At 29.7% G+C, this 19744-nt stretch carries 19 protein-coding genes; 1 reads left to right on the forward strand and 18 read right to left on the reverse strand.

Annotated features, from left to right (window positions below; all coding sequences use genetic code 11):
* Positions 1-41: 41 nt before the first annotated feature.
* From ade (ACI48P_RS12515) to ACI48P_RS12545, 7 genes are all read right to left on the reverse strand, one after another.
* Positions 42-1742, reverse strand: coding sequence for an adenine deaminase (gene ade, locus ACI48P_RS12515; RefSeq protein ID WP_475216177.1), 1701 nt, complete (start codon positions 1740-1742; stop codon positions 42-44).
* A gap of 287 nt (positions 1743-2029) precedes the next feature.
* Positions 2030-3943: an endonuclease MutS2 gene (locus tag ACI48P_RS12520; protein WP_475216178.1), complete on the reverse strand. Its 1914-nt coding sequence runs from the start codon at positions 3941-3943 to the stop codon at positions 2030-2032.
* Positions 3944-4213: 270 nt separating this feature from the next.
* The gene (locus ACI48P_RS12525; RefSeq protein WP_475216180.1) at positions 4214-4831 is read right to left on the reverse strand and encodes a manganese efflux pump MntP; all 618 of its coding nucleotides are present in this window, start codon (positions 4829-4831) and stop codon (positions 4214-4216) included.
* Positions 4832-5125: 294 nt separating this feature from the next.
* On the reverse strand, positions 5126-6838 hold the full coding sequence (ade, locus tag ACI48P_RS12530; protein ID WP_475216182.1) for an adenine deaminase: 1713 nt from the start codon (positions 6836-6838) through the stop codon (positions 5126-5128).
* Positions 6839-8989, reverse strand: a complete 2151-nt coding sequence (locus tag ACI48P_RS12535; protein WP_475216183.1) for a xanthine dehydrogenase family protein molybdopterin-binding subunit — start codon at positions 8987-8989, stop codon at positions 6839-6841.
* Positions 8989-9447 (reverse strand): (2Fe-2S)-binding protein, encoded by a 459-nt coding sequence (locus ACI48P_RS12540; RefSeq protein ID WP_475216185.1) that lies wholly within the window; start codon positions 9445-9447, stop codon positions 8989-8991. The genes ACI48P_RS12535 and ACI48P_RS12540 overlap by 1 nt, the downstream gene beginning before the upstream one ends.
* Positions 9448-9461: 14 nt before the next feature.
* Entirely contained in the window at positions 9462-10316 is an 855-nt protein-coding gene (locus ACI48P_RS12545; protein ID WP_475216186.1) for an FAD binding domain-containing protein, read from the reverse strand.
* 178 nt (positions 10317-10494) lie between these two features.
* Between ACI48P_RS12545 and guaD the strand changes: the two genes are divergently transcribed.
* The gene (gene guaD / locus ACI48P_RS12550; RefSeq protein WP_475216187.1) at positions 10495-11745 is read left to right on the forward strand and encodes a guanine deaminase; all 1251 of its coding nucleotides are present in this window, start codon (positions 10495-10497) and stop codon (positions 11743-11745) included.
* A 93-nt stretch (positions 11746-11838) separates the two neighbouring features.
* On the opposite strand, the gene ade (ACI48P_RS12555) is transcribed toward guaD, so the two are convergent.
* The 11 genes from ade (ACI48P_RS12555) to ACI48P_RS12605 all read right to left on the reverse strand — a co-directional run bounded on the left by ade (ACI48P_RS12555) (position 11839) and on the right by ACI48P_RS12605 (position 19741).
* Positions 11839-13641 carry an adenine deaminase gene (gene ade, locus ACI48P_RS12555; RefSeq protein ID WP_475216188.1) on the reverse strand — a complete coding sequence of 601 codons (1803 nt, stop codon included), beginning with the start codon at positions 13639-13641 and terminating at the stop codon, positions 11839-11841.
* Complete coding sequence (locus ACI48P_RS12560; RefSeq protein ID WP_475216189.1) at positions 13638-13916, reverse strand: EutN/CcmL family microcompartment protein; 279 nt, start codon at positions 13914-13916, stop codon at positions 13638-13640. The genes ade (ACI48P_RS12555) and ACI48P_RS12560 overlap by 4 nt, the downstream gene beginning before the upstream one ends.
* Positions 13917-13929: 13 nt before the next feature.
* Positions 13930-14283 carry a hypothetical protein gene (locus tag ACI48P_RS12565; RefSeq protein ID WP_475216190.1) on the reverse strand — a complete coding sequence of 118 codons (354 nt, stop codon included), beginning with the start codon at positions 14281-14283 and terminating at the stop codon, positions 13930-13932.
* Between the two features lie 4 nt (positions 14284-14287).
* Complete coding sequence (locus tag ACI48P_RS12570; RefSeq protein WP_475216193.1) at positions 14288-14566, reverse strand: BMC domain-containing protein; 279 nt, start codon at positions 14564-14566, stop codon at positions 14288-14290.
* A 22-nt stretch (positions 14567-14588) separates the two neighbouring features.
* Complete coding sequence (locus ACI48P_RS12575; protein ID WP_475216196.1) at positions 14589-14897, reverse strand: BMC domain-containing protein; 309 nt, start codon at positions 14895-14897, stop codon at positions 14589-14591.
* Between the two features lie 11 nt (positions 14898-14908).
* Positions 14909-15271, reverse strand: coding sequence for a hypothetical protein (locus ACI48P_RS12580; protein WP_475216198.1), 363 nt, complete (start codon positions 15269-15271; stop codon positions 14909-14911).
* A 12-nt stretch (positions 15272-15283) separates the two neighbouring features.
* On the reverse strand, positions 15284-15562 hold the full coding sequence (locus tag ACI48P_RS12585) for a BMC domain-containing protein (protein WP_475216199.1): 279 nt from the start codon (positions 15560-15562) through the stop codon (positions 15284-15286).
* A gap of 30 nt (positions 15563-15592) precedes the next feature.
* Positions 15593-16933, reverse strand: a complete 1341-nt coding sequence (locus ACI48P_RS12590; protein WP_475216201.1) for a UbiD family decarboxylase — start codon at positions 16931-16933, stop codon at positions 15593-15595.
* Positions 16934-16936: 3 nt separating this feature from the next.
* Positions 16937-17491: a UbiX family flavin prenyltransferase gene (locus tag ACI48P_RS12595; protein ID WP_475216203.1), complete on the reverse strand. Its 555-nt coding sequence runs from the start codon at positions 17489-17491 to the stop codon at positions 16937-16939.
* A gap of 73 nt (positions 17492-17564) precedes the next feature.
* A complete protein-coding gene (locus ACI48P_RS12600) occupies positions 17565-18176 on the reverse strand; it encodes a cysteine hydrolase family protein (RefSeq protein WP_475216205.1) in 612 nt (203 codons plus the stop codon).
* A gap of 17 nt (positions 18177-18193) precedes the next feature.
* The gene (locus ACI48P_RS12605; RefSeq protein ID WP_475216207.1) at positions 18194-19741 is read right to left on the reverse strand and encodes a dihydroorotase; all 1548 of its coding nucleotides are present in this window, start codon (positions 19739-19741) and stop codon (positions 18194-18196) included.
* Between the last annotated feature and the right edge of the window lie 3 nt (positions 19742-19744).

Raw genomic sequence — 19744 nt, forward strand, 5'->3', positions numbered from 1 at the left:
CCTTCAATAATAATTATTTATAAATATCTTTATATGTTTTATTAATCATTTAACATTGTAAATGAGTCTACATCAAATAGTCCTAAATCTGTAAGTCTAACTTGTGGTATAACTGGTAATGCCATAAAAGAAAGTGTAATAAATGGGTCAATATGCTCTGGAATGCCCATATTTCTCGATGTAATTATCATTTCATTTGTAATATGTTCTACTTCTTCACAACTTAATCTACTCATTAATCCTGCTACATCTAATTGTAATTCTCCAACTACCTTTCCATCTGAAGTAATTACATATCCACCTTGTATTTCTTTTAATCTATTTACTGCTAATAATATATCTTCATCATTGTCTCCAGCTACAATAATATTATGAGAGTCATGTGCAACAGTAGTTGCTATAGCTCCATTTTCTATTCCAAAACCTTTAAATGGTGCTACCGAAACATTCCCTGTCCCTTTATGTCTTTCAACTACACATAGCTTTGAGTATTCTTTATTAGGTTTAAAATATCCATTTTCTTGTGGTAATTTTTCATATAATCTTTCTGTTAAAAGTTGGTATGGTACATTACCAATAATATAATTTTTTTCCTTAGCCTCTAATCCTAAATCTTCTATTGAGACTTCTTTAAAATTAACTGTATTTAACATGTCTATATCTTCTATTTTATAATCGTAATTATTAAAGGTACTATCATCTACTATATTTCCATCTTTATATATACTAAATATATCAATATTATTTAAATCATTTAATATTAACATGTCTGCTTTATATCCCGGTGCAATTGCTCCTGTTTTCTTTAGTCCATAAGTTTTTGCACTGTTATATGTTGCTAGTTTTATTGCTTTTATAGGCTCCATTCCACACTCTATTGCACGTTTTACATTATAACTTATATGCCCATTTTTCTTTACATCATCTAAATGCTTGTCATCTGTACAGAACATGAATTTGTCTATTGGTAATTTACTATTATTTAATCCTGTAATTATATTTTCTAAGTTTTTAGCGGCACTACCTTCTCTAACTAGTATTTTTAATCCTGCCTGTACTTTTTCATAAGCTTCTTCAAAAGTCGTACATTCATGGTCTGTTTCTACTCCAGCACAAGCATATGCTTGTAATCTTTTTCCATATACATTTGGGGCATGACCATCACATATTTTATTATTGCTATGTTTTATTTTATTTAATATTTCACTTTCTCCAGCTATTACATCATTAAAGCACATTACTTCGCCTAAACCTAATACTCTAGGATGATTAATATACTTTTTTACATCTTCTGAAGTAAATTCACTTCCATTGGTTTCAAATTTTGTAGCTGGAACTGATGAAGGAAGCATTATATATATGTTCATAGGAACATTTTCTGTAGCATTTATTAAAAATTCTATTGCCTTACTACCTTTAACATTTACTATTTCATGAGGATCCGCTATTACTGATGTTGTTCCTGCTCTAAGGAGAATTTTTGATAGTTCATGTGGCATAACCATAGTTGATTCTATATGCATATGAGCATCAATAAATCCAGGGCATATATACTTATCGCTACAGTCTATTTCCCTATCTCCATCATATTTACCAATCCCTACAATTGTATCATTATATATTGCCACGTCACCTTTTATTATTTCTTCTGTAAACACATTAACTACATTTGCATTTTTAAATACGATACTTGCTTTTTCTCTACCTGCTGCAACATTGCATGATTTTTGTAAATTTAACATATTAGCTCTCCTCATATTTGTTATATTGTATAAAAATAACTATTATAATTAATTTTTTAGTATTAAATGTCCCCCTAGAATTAATTCATAATAGTCTGTTTATTTTTTAATGTTTTTATAATTTTTATTTTAAAAATTATCTTAATTTTTAATAATTATATATTCCACCTAATAATATGTCAATGTTTGTTTTAAATAATTAATAAAATTTAGCTATTACGATAAATAACTTTAATTTATTAGCATTATAAAAAGCTACCTCTTATACGAGATAGCTTTGTTTATTATTAATTATTCTGTTTATTTTTTCTTATTTCTTTTTGTATATTTTTTAATGCTTTTTTAGATCCTCTTTGTATATCGCGCTCTAACTTTAAATCTTTGTAGCTAACAAATAAAGTATTTAAGTTATATCCTTGGGGATATAAATCTTTAGCCTTTAATTGTAAACTTATTCTTTTTGCATTAACAGTTATAAACTCTTCGTTATATAAAACTTCTACATTATTAAATTTATCTACTGGCTTATAAATAATTCCAGTTCCTTCTTTATCTAATAAAGTAACTTTGTCTCCTATTTCATACAATGGTATATCTATTATCTTTACATCATCAGTTATTATCTCTGATTTATTTATTTTATTTCTATCTACTAAATCTAGGCTGTAATTTTTATTGTTTATATAATCTTTAGCTTTTTTTAATACTCTATCTTTTATTCCCATTTTTTTTGAAATAAATAAGGCATTACTGTCTTCTGACTTACCAATAGTTAACTTATACATAGGCTCTAAAGTTTCTTTATCAAACATCATTCCTGCATTTTCAAATTCAGGATGGTCTGTTGAAAATTTCTTTATTTCACCATAATGTGTAGATGCAACAGTTATACATCCCATTTTATAAAATTCTTCTAGTATTGCTATTGCTAGACCTGCACCTTCATTTGGATCTGTTCCAGAACCTATTTCATCAAATAATAAAAGTGTAGAGCTATTTGCACTAGACATAATATTAGATATATTTTGTATATGTGAAGAAAATGTACTAAGTGAATTTTCAATACTTTGGTTATCTCCAATATCCACAAATACTTTTTCAAATACACATATATCAGTATCTTCATCTGCCGAAATATCAAAACCACATTGCGTCATAAGAGTTAATAATCCTACAGTTTTTAATGCTATTGTTTTTCCACCTGCATTAGGCCCTGTTATTACTAAACTCCTGTAGTCTTTTCCTATTCTAAAATTAAGAGGTACTACATTACCATTTAGTAAAGGATGTTTACCATTTACTATGTTAATATAACCCTTATTATTTATTTTTGGAGTTGTTCCTTTAACATTTTGACTGTATTTAGCTTTTGCAAATACCATATCATATTCTGAAATTATTTCTATATTAAGTTTAATATTTTGTATCTTTTCAAAAACTAACTCTGTTAAATAAGATAAAATCTTATACTCTTCTATTGATTCTTCTGATTTTAAGGTAATTAATTCTAAGCTATACTTTGAAACACTTCTTGGCTCTATAAATACAGTATTTCCTTTTGATGAAGTATCTAGTATTACTCCATCAACTTCATTTTTAAAGGAAGCTTTAATAGGTATAACATATCTGTCATCTCTTTTACTAATAATAAACTCTTGTATATATTTTTTGTTAACACTAGAAGTTAAGAATTTATTCAGTCTTTCCTTTACTTTCCCTTCAGCAATTTCAATATTTCTTCTTATCTTTTTTAATTCTTTGCTTGCCTCAGAATCTACTTTGTTGTTTTTTATACAATACTTTATTTCTTCTTCAATATTTTTACACTCAGTTATGTTTAAAGCATAAGAGCTAAGTGTTGGGGAATAAAACTCTTTATCCACCATAAAAGATTTTATTTTTCTACAACCTCTTAAAAAATCTTCTATACGTATTAACTCTAGAGGTTCTAATATCATACCTTTATCTACTTTATCTATAATAGGAATAATATTAAATAACCCTTCTAAAGGTACATGATTACTATTTTCTAGTATTTTTCTAGCTTCTATATTTTCTTTTAATCTTCTTTTTACAATATTATAATTTCCACTTGGTTCTAATTTGTCTATTAGATTTTTCCCAAGTGAGCTTACGCAATATATTTTAACTAATTCCTTTAATTGTTCTAGTTGTAATTTTTCAAATGTAGTATTATTCATTTCTTTCTCCTTTATTTATAAGACTATTTAGTTTTTAATAGCGACTTGATAAATAAGGATTTATAAATTCAGATAAACTCCTTATTTACCAAGAAGCTTAACTCCCGACTCATTATATCTATTTTTTTTCATAAAATATCTCCTTTTTTAGTTATTAAGCATTAATAAATTATTACATATAATTATGGATTTTTCAACACAAATAACGCTATAAAATAATAACCACTATTCTAGAATATATTATCCAAAAATAATGGTTACTATTTTAAATTAAAATATGTTATTTATTAAATTACTTATTATTTGAGTATGTTCATTAAATATATTTACACCTATAAGAATTAATATTATTCCTCCTACAAACTCCGCATAGCCATTAAATATATCTCCAACCTTATGGCCAACGAAAACTCCAGCTATACATATTAAGAATGTTATTAGAGCTATAATTATAGAAGCTGGCAATATACTTACATTTAAAAATGCAAAGCTAATTCCAATGGCTAATGCATCTATACTTGTTGCTATAGCAAGCATTAATAATTCTTTATTGCTTATTTCTTCCACACTAGTCGCGCTATACTCTAACTCAGCTTGAGTTTCTTCTTCTTTTTTAGATTTTATAAATTCAATAATCATCTTTAATCCTAAAATACTTAATAATATTAGTGCAATCCAGTGGTCAACAGATTTAATATATTTTTCAAACCCAATTCCCATCATCCAACCTAAAAGTGGCATAAGACCTTGGAATAGTCCAAAGGCTAAAGCTATTTTAATCCCCAAACTTTTAGTTAATTTTTTAATTGTCATACCTTTGGTTATAGATACTGCTAAAGCATCCATAGAAAGTGCAACTGCTGTTAATAAAATTACTGTTATACTCATAACTTCTCCTCCATATTTAATTATATAGCTTTTACCGCACAAAAAAACGAGACTTACGCATGCTTAAATAAGCATGCATGAGTCTCGTTTTTTAAGACTAGACCAGACTAAAAAGTCATTATGTTGATCTAGCCACACCGTCCAGTGCAAACTACTCCCTCAGCAAAGCTGAAAAATAATATTTACATTAGTTACATTATAATATATTTATATATTAATTACAAACAGTTTATTCCGAGATTACATAATTATAATATCTATATATAAATTTATTAAAACTAAAAATTACTAGAATTATATATCCATAAAGTTAAAATTCATAACATCAAATAAGCCTTTGTCCGTTAATTTAATCTGAGGTATAACAGGTAATGCTAAAAATGATAAAGTCATAAATGGATCAATATCTCTATTTACATTTAATTTATTATGAGCTATATCCATCATATTTCTTAACTTATCATCAACATATTCAATATCTTTATCACTCATTATTCCTCCTATTGGTAGAGGTAATTTATCAAGTATTTTTCTATTTGAAGAAATAGCAATACCACCTTTTATTTTTTCAACTTCCTTAATCGCATTTAGTATATCATCATCATTGTCACCAACTACAATAATATTGTGTGAGTCATGAGCTATAGTAGTTGCAATGGCACCATTATTAAGACTAAAATTCTCTACAAGACCAAGCCCTATATTATTAGTGTTATTATGTCTTTCAATTACTACTAATTTTAAAATATCTAATTTATCATTATACTTAAATTCATTATTTTCTACATCTACCTTCCTAACTACTTTTTCTGTTACCAAGTTATGAGGAAGTAATCTTATTACATTTACTATATCCTTATTTAATTTTATACTTAAGTTTTTCTTATTTATTTCACTTATCTTCACTGTATTATTAACGTTAGGATTATAATTACTTTTTGTACTGAAAAGTGGCCTTTTATTTTCTCCAACTAAAATTCCCTTTTTATATACCTTCTGGATATTAAATTCCTTTAAATCATTTACTATTATCAAGTCTGCAAAATAGCCTGGAGCTATAGCACCAGTATTTTTTAGATTATAGCAAGTAGCAGCATTTATTGTTGCCATCTGTATAGCAGATATTGGGTCTATTCCATTCTGTATTGCTAGTCTTATATTATTGTCAATATGGCCCTTGCCTAGTATATCCTCTGGATGCTTATCATCAGTACAAAATAAGCATCTTTGAATATTATAGTTGTTTATTCCTCTTACTAATGTTTCTAAGTTTCTAGCAGCAGAGCCTTCTCTTATCATCACATACATTCCTAATCTTAATCTATCTATCATTTCATCAACTGTTGAACATTCATGCTCTGTTCTTACTCCACTAATGACATAAGCATTTAATTCTCCATTTTTTATATTTGGTCCATGACCATCTATATATTTATTATTAATAGTTGCTAAATTTAGTTTTTTCATTACCTCTTCATCTTTGTATATTACTCCAGGGTAATTCATCATCTCTCCTAAACCTAAAATCCTTGGATTATCTATAAACTTTTCTAGGTCATCGGCATTAAGAATGGCTCCAGAGCTTTCAAAGTTAGTAGCTGGTACACATGATGGCAACATATAATATATATCTAGTGGAATATCCTCACCATCTTCTAGCATATACCCTATTCCCTCTAGTCCACATACATTTGCAATTTCATGAGGGTCTGCGATTATTGTAGTAGTTCCTCTTGGTACAATAGCTTTTGCAAACTCCTTTGGTGTTACCATAGATGATTCAATATGAACATGTGAATCTATAAGACCTGGAGCTATAAATTTACCTTCTAAGTCAATTTCATTAACTCCGCTATAGTTTCCTATACCAACAATTATTCCTTCATTAATTGCTACATCACCATTAACTATTTCATGGGAAAAAACATTAACAACTTTTCCATTTTTTAAAACTAACTCAGCTTTTTTGTTTTTAATAGCTAGGTCAATAAGGTTTTTAGTATCCATTTATTCACCTCTTTTTCTATTCTTAATAGCTACAGCTATTTTATCGCAGTTTGCAGGTAATTCTTTTATTCTAATGTTACTCTTACTTGCGATTGCATTGAGTATTGCAGGTGCTACAGGTATCATAACAGGCTCTCCTATGCCCTTTGCTCCAAATGGTCCTGTTAAATCCTCATCTTCCACAATGACTTTTTTAAAATCTATAGTATCTAGAGATGTAGGTATTAGATATTTTGATAATTTATTATTTTTAACTTCCCCTCTTACAACATTTAAGTCTTCCATTAATGTATATCCTATCCCCATTGCAAATCCACCATCCATCTGACCTTCGACCAAATTTGGATTTATTGCTTTTCCTACATCTTGAGCTATGACCGCTTTTAATATATTAACTTCACCTGTATTTTCATTTATATCAAGTTCTACTCCACAAGCTCCATAAGTATAAGGCCAATAAGGATTCCCCTCTCCAGTTTCTTCATTCATCTGCGTAGTATTAGCTACAAAGGACCCCTCTACTGTAAGCTTCTCTTCTCCAACTTTTTCATATATATCTCTCAAATCAAATCTACCCTTACAGTGTTTATTTAATTCTTCTCTTAATTTTTCACAAGCTATTTTTATAGCATTTCCAGTGTTATAAGTTTGTCGGCTTGCTGCAGCTGTGCCTGCATCTAGTGCTAACGATGTATCTTCATGAATTAATATTACATCATCAATACTTATTCCTATTGTTTCTGCTCCTATTTGACTCATAATAGTCTTAGCGCCTTGGCCGACTTCTGTTACACCTACATATAGTTCCATTTTACCTTCACTATTTATTTTAGCTTTACAATTAGATACATCAGGGAATCCATTTCCATAGCCTGTTCCATAATACATTATTCCAATTCCTGTCCCCTCATTGTCTAAATCAATTTCTTTGCAAACTTCATCGATACACTTTTCAAGAACTACATTTTCTTCCAACAATTGATTTGTTGCTGTTTTACTACCTTTTCTAAAAATATTTCTTTTCCTTATTTCTACAGGACTTATATTTAATTTTTCAGCAATAATATCCATTTGTTGCTCATAAGCTACTGGTATTTGAGTTACTCCAAACCCTCTCATAGCCCCACTTATAGGATTATTAGTATATACTGCATAGCTATCTACATAAACATTATCTACTTCATAAGGACCTGTTGCGTGTACTCCCGCTTTACGCATCACGTTTATTGCCCAGGAAGCATATGCTCCTGTGTCTCCAATGATACATGCTTTTACGACTTTTATTTTTCCATCTTTGGTTGCACCTGTTTTATATTTCATAATCATTGAATGTCTTTTAGAATGGGCTGCAAAGGATTCTTCCCTTGTATAGACTGTTTTGATTGGCATTTTTAAATGTTGAGCTGCTAATGACAAATGTATCTGCATGGTAATGTCTTCTCTTCCTCCAAAAGCACCACCTACAGCACAGTTAATTATTTTTATTTTATTCTTATCTATATTTATAGCTTCAGATATTTCAATCACATCAAAATGAGGATATTGAGTTGATGTATATAGTATTAAATTATCATTTTCATCAATAAGAGCAACACCACTTTCTGGCTGTAAAAAAGCATGATCAACTTGAGGTACTTTATATTCATTTTCTACTATTACATCACAATTTTTAAAAGCTTCTTCTACATCTCCCTTTCTCAATTTAAAATGATAAACAATATTACTTTCATTATCATGAACTTTTGGGCTTTCTTTACTCATAGCTTCTACTGGATCAAAAACTGGTTCGATTTCTTTATAATCTACTTTTATATATTTTATAGCTCTTTCTGCTATTTCATTAGATGTTGCTACTACAAATGCAATTGGGTCACCTATTCTCCTAACCTTTTTACTACAAAAAACTTCATGATCTTTAAATACTACTCCATGATGATTATATGGTAAGTCTTTTGCTGTAAAAATTTTTATTACACCATCCATTTCGCTAGCATCACTAATATCTACTTCTATATAAGCATGAGGTTTTGACGAACGTAGAGTTTTTCCATAAAGCATATTTTCAAAATATATATCTTGAGGGTATATGGCTTTACCATTTACTTTGTCCATAGCCTCAATTCTTTTTATATTATTACCAACTACTTTCACTATTTATCTCCCCTTAATATTGATGCACGATATATAGCATCAACTATCTTATTGTAACCTGTACATCTGCACAAATTCCCTGATACAGCCTCTCTTATTTCCTCCTTAGTTGGTGAATTATTTTTATCTAATATTGATTTTGCACTTAATATCATTCCTGGTGTACAAAATCCACACTGAACTGCACCTTCATCAATAAAAGCTTGTTTTATATAATCATCATTAACACCTTCAATAGTAATAATATCTTTGTTCTCAACTGTGGCTGCTAGTATTAAACAAGAGTTAACTACTTCACCATCAATAATTACAGAACAAGCTCCACATTCCCCTTCTGAGCAGCCTTCCTTTGTACCTGTTAAATTAAGTCTATTTCTAAGTACATCTACTAGTCTCTCATCTTCATTTATATCAACATCAAAAACCTTATTATTAATATTTAAACTTACTTTTTTCATAATACCTCCCTATTTTAAATAGCATTGTATGAATTTATAGCTTCATCTATAGCTTCTTTTAAAACACCTTTAACTGCATAGGATTTAAACTCCATAGTACTTCTATTTTTTAATGACTTTTCTACATTTTTTTCTAATATATCTAAAGCTTCATTTATAATATTTTTTTCTATAAATTTTCCTTTAAGGTGTTCTTCAACTTCATAAGCTCTTATAGCCATATTACTTATAGAACCTAAAGAAACTTTTATATTTGAGAATTTACCTTCTTCTATGTCTACACATACACTAGCGGAAATTCTAGATATTGCTAATGACTTTCTTAGACCTAATTTATAGAAAGATAAGTACTGATTTTTATTTAATTTTTCAAACTCTATATATGTTAATATTTCGTTATCTTTTATAGCTAAATCCCTATTACTAACTAAGTCTATTAATTTTATTTTTCTTTCCCCATATTTACTTTTAATATAAACACTAGAATCTAATGCTACTAGTGGTGGTATTATGTCTGCACTAGGAGAAGCATTACAAATGTTTCCTCCTATAGTTGCTTTATTTCTAATCTGTGGTGAACCTAATGATTTACAGGCTTTCTTTAACCCAGATAAATTTCTATCCATAAATTCATATTTTATCAATTCACTACAGGTAGTACATGCCCCTATCCTTACTTTATTGTCCCTAGCTTCAACATACTTTAATTCTTCAATATCAGAAATATCTACTAAGATTTCTTTATCAAATCTATCATTCTTAGCCTCTAATATTAAATCTGTTCCTCCTGCTAATATTTTAGCCTTATTATTCTCTAATAAATCCAAAGCTTCATTTAAGGTATAAGGCTTATGTACCTCTTTTATCATAATAACCTCCAATTTATTAAATCAAATTTAACAAACAAAAATCTATTTATTTAAACATATGACTTTTAATACCTATCTATCACTGAATTCATATGAAAAAACATAAATAAATTATTTCTTTCATATACATTACTAATAAATATATTTCATATATTTATTTTTTCTTGGGAGGTGCTATATGAAACTTATTAAAGGAAATATAATTTTTGCCCCTACATATGAAAAATTTAAAATAATTAAAAATGGTTATATACTAATAGACAATAACAAGGTTATTAATGTTTATAATAGCTTGCCTGGAGATTATAAGTCCTATGAAGTAATTGACTATGGAGATAAGTTAATTATACCTGGTATGAATGACCTACATTGTCACGCTCCTCAGTTTAGGAACGTTGGTATTGCTATGGATAAAGAGCTACTACCATGGTTAGATGAATATACATTTCCTGAGGAGTCCAAATATAAGGATGTAAATTACAGTGAAAAAATGTATTCTATGTTTGTTGATGAACTATATAAAAATGGAACTACTAGAGCCTGTGTATTCGCAACTATTCATAAAGATTCTACAATGAAGCTTATGGATCTATTTATGGAAAAAGGGTTAGGTGGATATATTGGAAAAGTAAACATGGATAGAAACTGCATAGATAGTCTTTGTGAAAATACAGAAGACTCTATCTCTGGCACAATTGAAATTATAAATAAATATAATAACATTTCTGATTTAGTTAAACCGATAATTACTCCTAGATTTGTTCCTACTTGTAGCGAAAGCTTGCTAAATTCATTAGGAAATTTATCTAAAGAAAATAACATACCTATTCAATCTCATTTATGTGAAAATATTGGTGAAATTCACTGGGTTAAGGAGCTTCATCCTGATTCTAAGCACTATGCTGACGTATACGATAAAAATTACTTATTTGGCGATAATCCTACACTTATGGCACACTGTATCCATTTGACAGATGAAGAAATTGATTTAATGAAAAATAAAAATGTTTATGCTGTTCATTGCCCTACTTCAAATGCAAACTTAGCAAGTGGAATAATGCCTATTAGGAAGCTTCTAAATAATAATGTTAAACTTGGACTTGGAAGCGATGTAAGTGGTGGACACAGCTTTTCTATCTTTAAAACTATAGTATATGCTATTGAGTTTTCTAAATTACTTTGGGTAAATAATAAAGACCATGAATTTTTAAAGCTAAGTGAAGCCTTTTATTTGGCTACAAAGGGTGGCGGTTCCTTCTTTGGTAAGGTAGGAAGCTTTGAAAATGGCTATGATTTCGATGCTCTAGTTATAGATGATTCTAATCTTAATATAGATAGCTATAATTTGATGGAAAGATTAGAAAGATTTATATACCTAGGAGATGATAGAAATATTATTCATAGATATGTTTGTGGCCGATTAATATAAAATTAAATAAATAGGCTGTATGATAAATTAATTTCATACAGCCTTTTATTTAATAAAATTATATTTAATTGATTTATCTAAAAAATATATAGTTTAGTCTACAATAGGATTTAATATCTCAAAGTTATTTACATCTACTAAGCCTTTATCTGTTATTTTCCATTTTGGGCTTGTTGATAATGCTAAGAAGGATAAATGCATAAATGGAGCATGTATTTTACCTCCAAGATTATTTACAGCTTTTTCAAGAATAGATATTTTTTCACTTACTTCACTTCCACTAAGTTCATCAGTTATTAAACCTCCAACTGGTAATCTAAGTTCTTCTAATACTCTTCCATTATTTGCAACTGCTATTCCACCACCCATATCTATAACTGCATTAATAGAAACTTCCAAGTCATTTAGATTTGTTCCAACTGCAATAATATTATGTGTATCATGAGCTACACTTTCTGCAAAAGCACCCTTTACAAGTCCAAAACCTTTAACAAATGCCTTTCCAATATTATTATTTCTTCCGTATCTTTCTAAGCAAGCTATATATAATATATCATTATGTATATCAGCTTCTACAACTCCTGAACTTACTTTTACTACTTCCTCACTAGCACCAGTAAGATTTTGATCAGGAATCGCTTCTATACATCTAACTAAAACTTCTCTTTTATCAGATTTTATTTCTAATTGAGACTTTGTTACTTTGTCTCTTTTCACAGAATTTTTTACATCTAGTGGATATGTATATTTAGGCATTGGTATTAATATTTCACCTTCTGCTGCTACTAATTTACCTTCTATAAATACACCCTCCACATCCATTTCTTCTAAATCATTTATTATTGCAATATCAGCAATTTTTGCAGGTGATAATATCCCTCTATCTTCTAGACCAAAATATGTAGCTGGATTTATTGTAACCATTTGTATTGCTTCAACAGGGTTAATACCTTGTTTTATAGTTCTTTTTACTATTTCATTCATATGGCCTAATTTTTCTAAATCCTCTGCTACCATATCATCAGTAGCTAATATACATCTTCTAGAATCTAACTTATCCTCAGTAATTGCTCTTATACACTCTGACATATTTTTTTGAGTAGATCCTTCTCTCATGAATACATACACACCTTGTCTTAGCTTTTCAACACATTCTTCTTTAGTTGTAGTTTCATGGCAAGAGCACTTTCCACCTGCACATATAATATGAGCTGCTAAGTCTTTTCCAAATAATTCTGGTGCATTTCCATCTACTACTTTATTTATACTTTTAGCATACATAGTTGATGTGATTAGATCCGTAATTATCTCAGGACTATTATTATATACATGTTTAGCATTGCTAAAGCCTTGAAGCTCTCCAATACCTATAATATTTTTATAATTTAGTAGATCCTCCATATCCTTAGAAGTTACATCTACCCCTGCCGTTTCTAAACTGGGACAATCTGGAGTTAAGCAAGGTACAACAAATCTAACGTGATTAGGAACATAACTTGCTTCATCTGCCATGGCTTTCATTCCAATAGGACCTAGTGCATTTCCTATTTCATGAGGATCTGCTATTAAGGTAGTAGTACCTGAAGGTATTGATAGTCTAGAAAACTCTGTAACTGTAAGCATACTACTTTCAAAATGCATATGTGAATCAATAAAACCAGGTGATACATACTTACCTCTAACATCTACAACTATAGTATCTTTGCTTATTAAATCTTCACAATTTCCAACTAGTAATATATATTTTCCCTTTATTGCTACGTCTGCTTCATATATCTCTTTAGTTAATACATTTATAACTTTGCCACCATACAAAACAATATCTGCATGATACTTATCGCTCATAAGAGTATCTACTAGCTCCTTATACTCCATAGCCTTTTTTATATATTTCAAAGTTCATCCTCCCATACGTCAATATTATCGATTATCCCAATTATTGCTGCATTTATTGAAGAATCATATTTTCCTGCTGCATTTCTAGCTGCCGTACCTTCTGTATAAATAACTAATTCCCCTATACCAGCACCAACTGTATCTACAGCAACTAAAGGCTTGCCATCACTTTCTTCTTTTATATTTAATGGTTGAGTTATTAATAATTTACTTCCTACTAAGGTTTCATCTTTTCTTGTTGCTACTACCGTTCCAATCACTTTTCCTATTTGCATATTCATACCACCATTATTCATTTTCATAAAATATAATATCTATGTTTTTTTGCTTTATGTAGTCAAGTGCCATAGGTGTTATTATAGCGTTTTTGGGTATAATTAGTTTTTTTTCATTTATTTGAGTTATATCACTTAAAGTTATTACTGATTTATGATCATCACAATCACTTTGCTTATCTAGTTCTTTTAAATTATGACTAGTATTTGTAGATGTTTTTTCTTCACTATTAAGTAGCTTTATTATTTCATTAATTTTAGGGTGATTTATAGGAACTGTAATAAATGGATAAAACTCTTTCATTTCATTTATAGTATTACTAATACTTTTTAAAATGTTTTGAGTTAAATTTTTTTTATTTTCCATTTATTTATTCTTTACTTTTTAATATTACTCTTTCAACTTCTGAATGTGGTCTAGGTATTACATGAACAGAATGTAGTTCTCCAACATGTCTTGCTGCTTCAGCGCCTGCCTCTGTTGCCGCTTTTACTGCTCCTACATCACCACTTACCATTACTGTTACCAAACCAAAACCTACTTTTTCGTATCCCATTAGTGTGACATTTGCAGACTTCACCATAGCATCTGCTGCTTCTACTGCACCAACTAAACCTTTTGTTTCTATCATTCCTAGAGCTTGACTCATAAATTTTTCCTCCCCAAATTATTTATTCTTTTTTTTTAAGATTATTTTTAAATTCTTCTATTAAAAAATCTATTTCTTCATGTGGTCTTGCAATAGTCCTACTTGAAACAACTTTACCTACTCTATTGCCAGCATTAACACCTGCGTCTATAGCTGCATTTACTGCTGCTACTTCACCTACTATATGGATGGTTACGCTTACGGCTTTATCAACACCTATAACTTTATCAAAACCTATTAAAGTTACATCTGCTGCTTTGGCTGCGCTATCTAATGCTGCAATTGCTGTAGTTAGTCCTATTGCTTCAATCATTCCTAGGGCTTTTCTCATCCTAATCCCCCTTATTTAGCTAGATCTTTTATACTAACCATTTTTATATTTTTATTACTTTTATTATTTTCTTCTGTAAAGTCACTTTTTTTACTTAAACTTCCAATAGTTTTCATTTCTATATTATTTAATTTTTTTTCAGCTTCTGATACTTTATTTATAGGATTTTCATTTTTAAGATAGTTTAAATTGTTTTGTTTTTCTTTTAAAGATTTTAGATTAGTTTTATTCTGATTTTTATAAAGTATTTCTTTTAGTAGCTTTTCTTCGTCTTTATTTACGTTTTCTACTTTTTTATTAACTTTATCTTCTTGGATATTAATAGCTTTATTTGAAATATTACTCATAATACTTTTTGTTAGATGATTTATCATTTATCTCACCACCTATAATATTTTGTTTACTTCTTCATGAGGTCTAGCTATTACATTCGTCGAGACTATTTCAGCTATTTTACTAGCACTTTCTTTTCCATTTTCGACCGCAGAAGTAACTGCTGCTACATCCCCAACGACTATTGCCGCTACAATTCCAGATCCTACAATATCTATATCCACAAGTTCAACATCTGCAGATTTAACCATTGTATCAGCAGCTTGAATTGCTCCTATCAAACTTCTCACTTCTATCATTCCTATTGCTTTAGTAGACTTCAAATCTCTCACCTCTTTTAAAAGCTATCGGCTGTATTTTTATTAAAAATAATTATTTATATCTATACATTCATATTCAGGTATAATAGACATATCAAATAGACTATTATTTAATGGTTTAGTAGCATCTATTCCCATTTTGTCTGTAAGTCCTTTATTAACATGAGATGCTTCTAGACCACTACCTAAAGCATTTTTTATTATCACTACATCTTCACTAGCTTGAACTCTTGATGATAAAGCTAACTCCACACTTTTGTGATTGTATATATCTATATCATCATCTACTATAACTACATGCTTTAAATCTTTACTACTTCCAAGAGAAGCAAGTATTGCACTCTTTCCATCACCTTCATTTTTTTTATTAATACTAATTATGGAATGAAGTCTACATCCACCACCAACAGTAACATTTACGTCGTCTACATCTACAATATCTTTTAATGCACTGTATATTTCAACTTCTCTTATTAATCCGTTGGATAAATGCTCTTCTCTGCAAGGAAAAGCATGTTGGTATATAGGGTTATTTCTATGCATTACTGTGGTTATTTCCATAACTGGATTAGGAGCTATTTCTCCATAATATCCCATCAACTCACCAAAAGGACCTTCCGTAACTTTTTTACCTGGTACTATGTATCCCTCAAGTACTATTTCGCAAAATGTAGGTACTTCAATATCTACACTATGGCATTTGATAACTTTTAAAGGTTCTCCTTTTAAAGAACTATAAACCTTATATTTGTCCAAACCATATTTTGAAGAACTTATTTGTGAAGCTATTAAAAACTCTGCATCATATCCTAAAACCACTGCACAAGGTATTTTAATATTCTTCTCATTGCTATCATCTATTATTTTTCTTAAATGTGGTGATGCTTTTGATATTAATGTACTAATATTAGTTTTTGAGTTTACTTGAAATCTTCTAACAGCCATATGTGTATCATTACTTTCTGGATCTTTTACTATTAGCATTCCTGCTGTTATAAAGCTAGACGAATCTTTTTCATGAGATGTTGGTATTGGAAACATTTTAGTTATATCTATATTATTAGTTATAATATTTTCTTTTATTGGTCCTGTATTAACTCTTAACACTTCGCATGGGTTCGTAATTGAATTTATTATTTTAAATATTCTTCCTTCTCTATTAGTATCCATTAGATCATAAAATATTTTTCGATTTCCATATAGTCCACCGACTAAGCTAATATTATGATTTTTAATATTATTAAATTTTATAGGAACTTCATTATCAAAATATCTTAATACTGCGCCTAGCTCAAATTTAGGATCAACTTCTTTATTACAGTTTTTTAAATAACCTAAACTTTCTAATTTATCCATAGTATATCTTAACATTTGTGTTTCCATATATTACTCACCCCATCTTTGTAACAAACTATGTTCTATATCTAGTTGATCTAGGGCTCTACCGACTATTGAAGTAACTATATCGCTTATATTTTGTGGATGATTATAAAAACCTGGTGTTGGTGGCATTATACTTACTCCTAAGTTTGATAGCTTTAACATATTCTCTAAATGTATAGAGCTAAGAGGAGTTTCCCTTGGCAATATAACCAATCTCCTTCTATCCTTTATACAAACATCCGCTGCTCTAGTTAATAGAGAATCACTATAACCCATAGTTATAGATGCCAGTGTTTTCATTGAACAAGGAACTATTATCATTCCATCAGTTTTGAAGGATCCACTTGCTATTGGAGCTGCTAAATCATAATTTTCATAATAAAAACTTGCCATTTTTTTAAGCTCGTCTAAACTTACACCACACTCATGGTTTACAACATACTCTCCCATATTAGATACAACTAAATGAGTTTCTATATTAAGTTCTTTTAATCCTTGTAAAATTCCAAGTGCATAAATCGCACCACTTCCTCCAGAAATTCCAACTATTATTTTCATAAAACTTCTCCTTATAAAGTTTTATTGTTTAAATTTAGGTAGGCCTACTTTAAGTAGTCCTACCTATTAACATTTACTCTACTTTATTTTCTGTGTCTCCTCCACCTATCCATGGGTCTAATCCATTTTCCCAAGCATTAATATACTCATCAATTGTCATTATTTTAGTAAATATGCTTAAATCCTTTAATCCATTTTCATGCATTTCATCATTTTTAGAATGAACACCATCGCTTAAAGTTATGACCTTATATGCATTGTACAGTGCATCACTTGCTGTACTTCTAACACAAACATTAGTCCATACACCAGTTACTACAACTGTATCTAAATTTTCTTCTCTTAAATATAAATCTAAATCCGTATGAGCAAACCCACTATGTCTTCTTTTTTGAACTATATATTCTTCGCCTTCAGGATATAGTTCCTTTATAAAATCAGATCCCCAAGTTCCTTTAACTGCGTGACGAGGTCTTACTCTAAAATCTGCATCATTTTTTCTGTGAGCCTCTTGTATATGAATTAATTGAATATCATCAAGTCCTCTTGCATTTCTTTCTCTTACCCATTTAAATAATTTTTGTAAGTCAGGAATTATTTTCTCTCCTCCTGGACATCTTAGTGGTGCACTTTCTCCTACAAAATCATTCAACATATCTATAACAACTATTCCATGTCTTGGCATACTTAAATTTCCTCCTATTAATAAGTAATTTTCTTATCTAACTTCATTATTTGTTGTCTCTTAACAAATTTTCCAAATCCAGGTTTGACCATTATTCCCTTAATATTTTTAACATGATCAACTATCACTTCTGGATGCTCTTTTCTATAACTTACATCATATTCTTTACTAGTTAATTCATCAGGGTTATTAAATACTACGTCATAGTTATCTAATTTCGATAGAATGCCATCTTCTCCATCTTCATATGTTAAATGACCTCTAACTACTGTTTTAAATACTTTTCCTTTAAGGTTCATTCCTTCAAGCGGGGTATATCCACACATAGATACCATTGTTTTTGGATCTACTATCCATTCTTTATCTAAGTCTATAATAGTAAAATCTGCATCAGACCCTATATTTAAAGCACCCTTCTTTGGATATAGACCATAGTGCTTAGCTGCATTTGTACTTAATATATCTACTAATTTACTTAATGATATTTTTCCTTTATTATATCCTTCACTAACAATTACTGGTACCATAGTTTCAACACCAGGTATTCCAGGGAATGAAGTCCAAATATTCATACCTTCTTTTAATTTTTCACTTTCAATCTCATATGGCGCATGGTCAGTAGCTATAAAATCTATACTTCCATTATTTATACCTTCCCATTGCTCTTCATTATCTTTTTTAGTTCTCAAAGGTGGTGCTATTTTGGCAAGCGGTCCATACTTAGTCATTGCTTCTTGATAGTTTAATGTTAAATAATGTGGACAAGATTCACTTGTAACATCTAATCCTTTAATCTTAGCTTCTCTTACTAGTTTTGCACCTACTCCAGTACTCATATGAACTATATGAAGTCTAGCACCACTCGCTTCAGCAAAACTTATTCCAAGCTCTATAGCAACCTTTTCAGCAAGTTCCATTCTTGCTTCTGCCCAAGCTGGTCCATCTAATCTTCCTTCTTCCTTAAATCTATTTACATAAAAGTCACACATTGCATAATTTTCTGCATGAATACCAATCGGAAGACCTGTTTTAGATACTGCCTTAAAACATTCAAACATTTCCGGATCTGTAACTCTTGGATATGTTGGCACTGATGGAGTCATATATACTTTAAATGCTACTACCCCATAATCTGCTTGTTCCTGTACATTATGCAGCCATCCTTCTCTTACATCTTCACCTGTTACGCCTCCCCACATTGCATAGTCCACTACAGCTTGAGGTCCACAAATTCCTATCTTTGTTTTAAGTTGTTCTACGCTTCTTGCTGAAGGCACTGAGCAACAAGGCATATCAATTATTGTTGTTACACCTCCTGTTGCCGCAGCAGCTGTACCAGTTAAGAAGTTTTCTCTATGAGGGAAACCTTGATACATAAAATGTGTATGTGAGTCAATACATCCAGGAAGTGTTAAATTCCCATTTGCATCTATTATTTCTTTACCATCAACCATAGTTATATCATCAATAAACCCTGCTATTTTCTCATCTTTTACTAATATATTAGTAAGTACAGTATTATCACCTTGAGGTATTCTAGCATTTTTTATAATTACATCAAACATAAA

This window comes from Romboutsia sp. LXY-2, assembly GCF_056171995.1.

Coding starts and splice junctions, on each gene's coding strand:
- ACI48P_RS12575 (WP_475216196.1), bottom strand. CDS start 14,897: ATGAGAAAAGCCCTAGGAATGATTGAAGCAATAGGACTAACTACAGCA.
- ACI48P_RS12605 (WP_475216207.1), bottom strand. CDS start 19,741: ATGTTTGATGTAATTATAAAAAATGCTAGAATACCTCAAGGTGATAAT.
- ade (WP_475216182.1), bottom strand. CDS start 6,838: ATGGATACTAAAAACCTTATTGACCTAGCTATTAAAAACAAAAAAGCT.
- ACI48P_RS12595 (WP_475216203.1), bottom strand. CDS start 17,491: ATGAAAATAATAGTTGGAATTTCTGGAGGAAGTGGTGCGATTTATGCA.
- ACI48P_RS12570 (WP_475216193.1), bottom strand. CDS start 14,566: ATGAGTCAAGCTCTAGGAATGATAGAAACAAAAGGTTTAGTTGGTGCA.
- guaD (WP_475216187.1), top strand. CDS start 10,495: ATGAAACTTATTAAAGGAAATATAATTTTTGCCCCTACATATGAAAAA.
- ACI48P_RS12545 (WP_475216186.1), bottom strand. CDS start 10,316: ATGATAAAAGAGGTACATAAGCCTTATACCTTAAATGAAGCTTTGGAT.
- ACI48P_RS12525 (WP_475216180.1), bottom strand. CDS start 4,831: ATGAGTATAACAGTAATTTTATTAACAGCAGTTGCACTTTCTATGGAT.
- ade (WP_475216177.1), bottom strand. CDS start 1,742: ATGTTAAATTTACAAAAATCATGCAATGTTGCAGCAGGTAGAGAAAAA.
- ACI48P_RS12565 (WP_475216190.1), bottom strand. CDS start 14,283: ATGGAAAATAAAAAAAATTTAACTCAAAACATTTTAAAAAGTATTAGT.
- ACI48P_RS12590 (WP_475216201.1), bottom strand. CDS start 16,933: ATGGAAACACAAATGTTAAGATATACTATGGATAAATTAGAAAGTTTA.
- ACI48P_RS12580 (WP_475216198.1), bottom strand. CDS start 15,271: ATGATAAATCATCTAACAAAAAGTATTATGAGTAATATTTCAAATAAA.
- ACI48P_RS12600 (WP_475216205.1), bottom strand. CDS start 18,176: ATGCCAAGACATGGAATAGTTGTTATAGATATGTTGAATGATTTTGTA.
- ACI48P_RS12560 (WP_475216189.1), bottom strand. CDS start 13,916: ATGCAAATAGGAAAAGTGATTGGAACGGTAGTAGCAACAAGAAAAGAT.
- ACI48P_RS12520 (WP_475216178.1), bottom strand. CDS start 3,943: ATGAATAATACTACATTTGAAAAATTACAACTAGAACAATTAAAGGAA.
- ACI48P_RS12540 (WP_475216185.1), bottom strand. CDS start 9,447: ATGAAAAAAGTAAGTTTAAATATTAATAATAAGGTTTTTGATGTTGAT.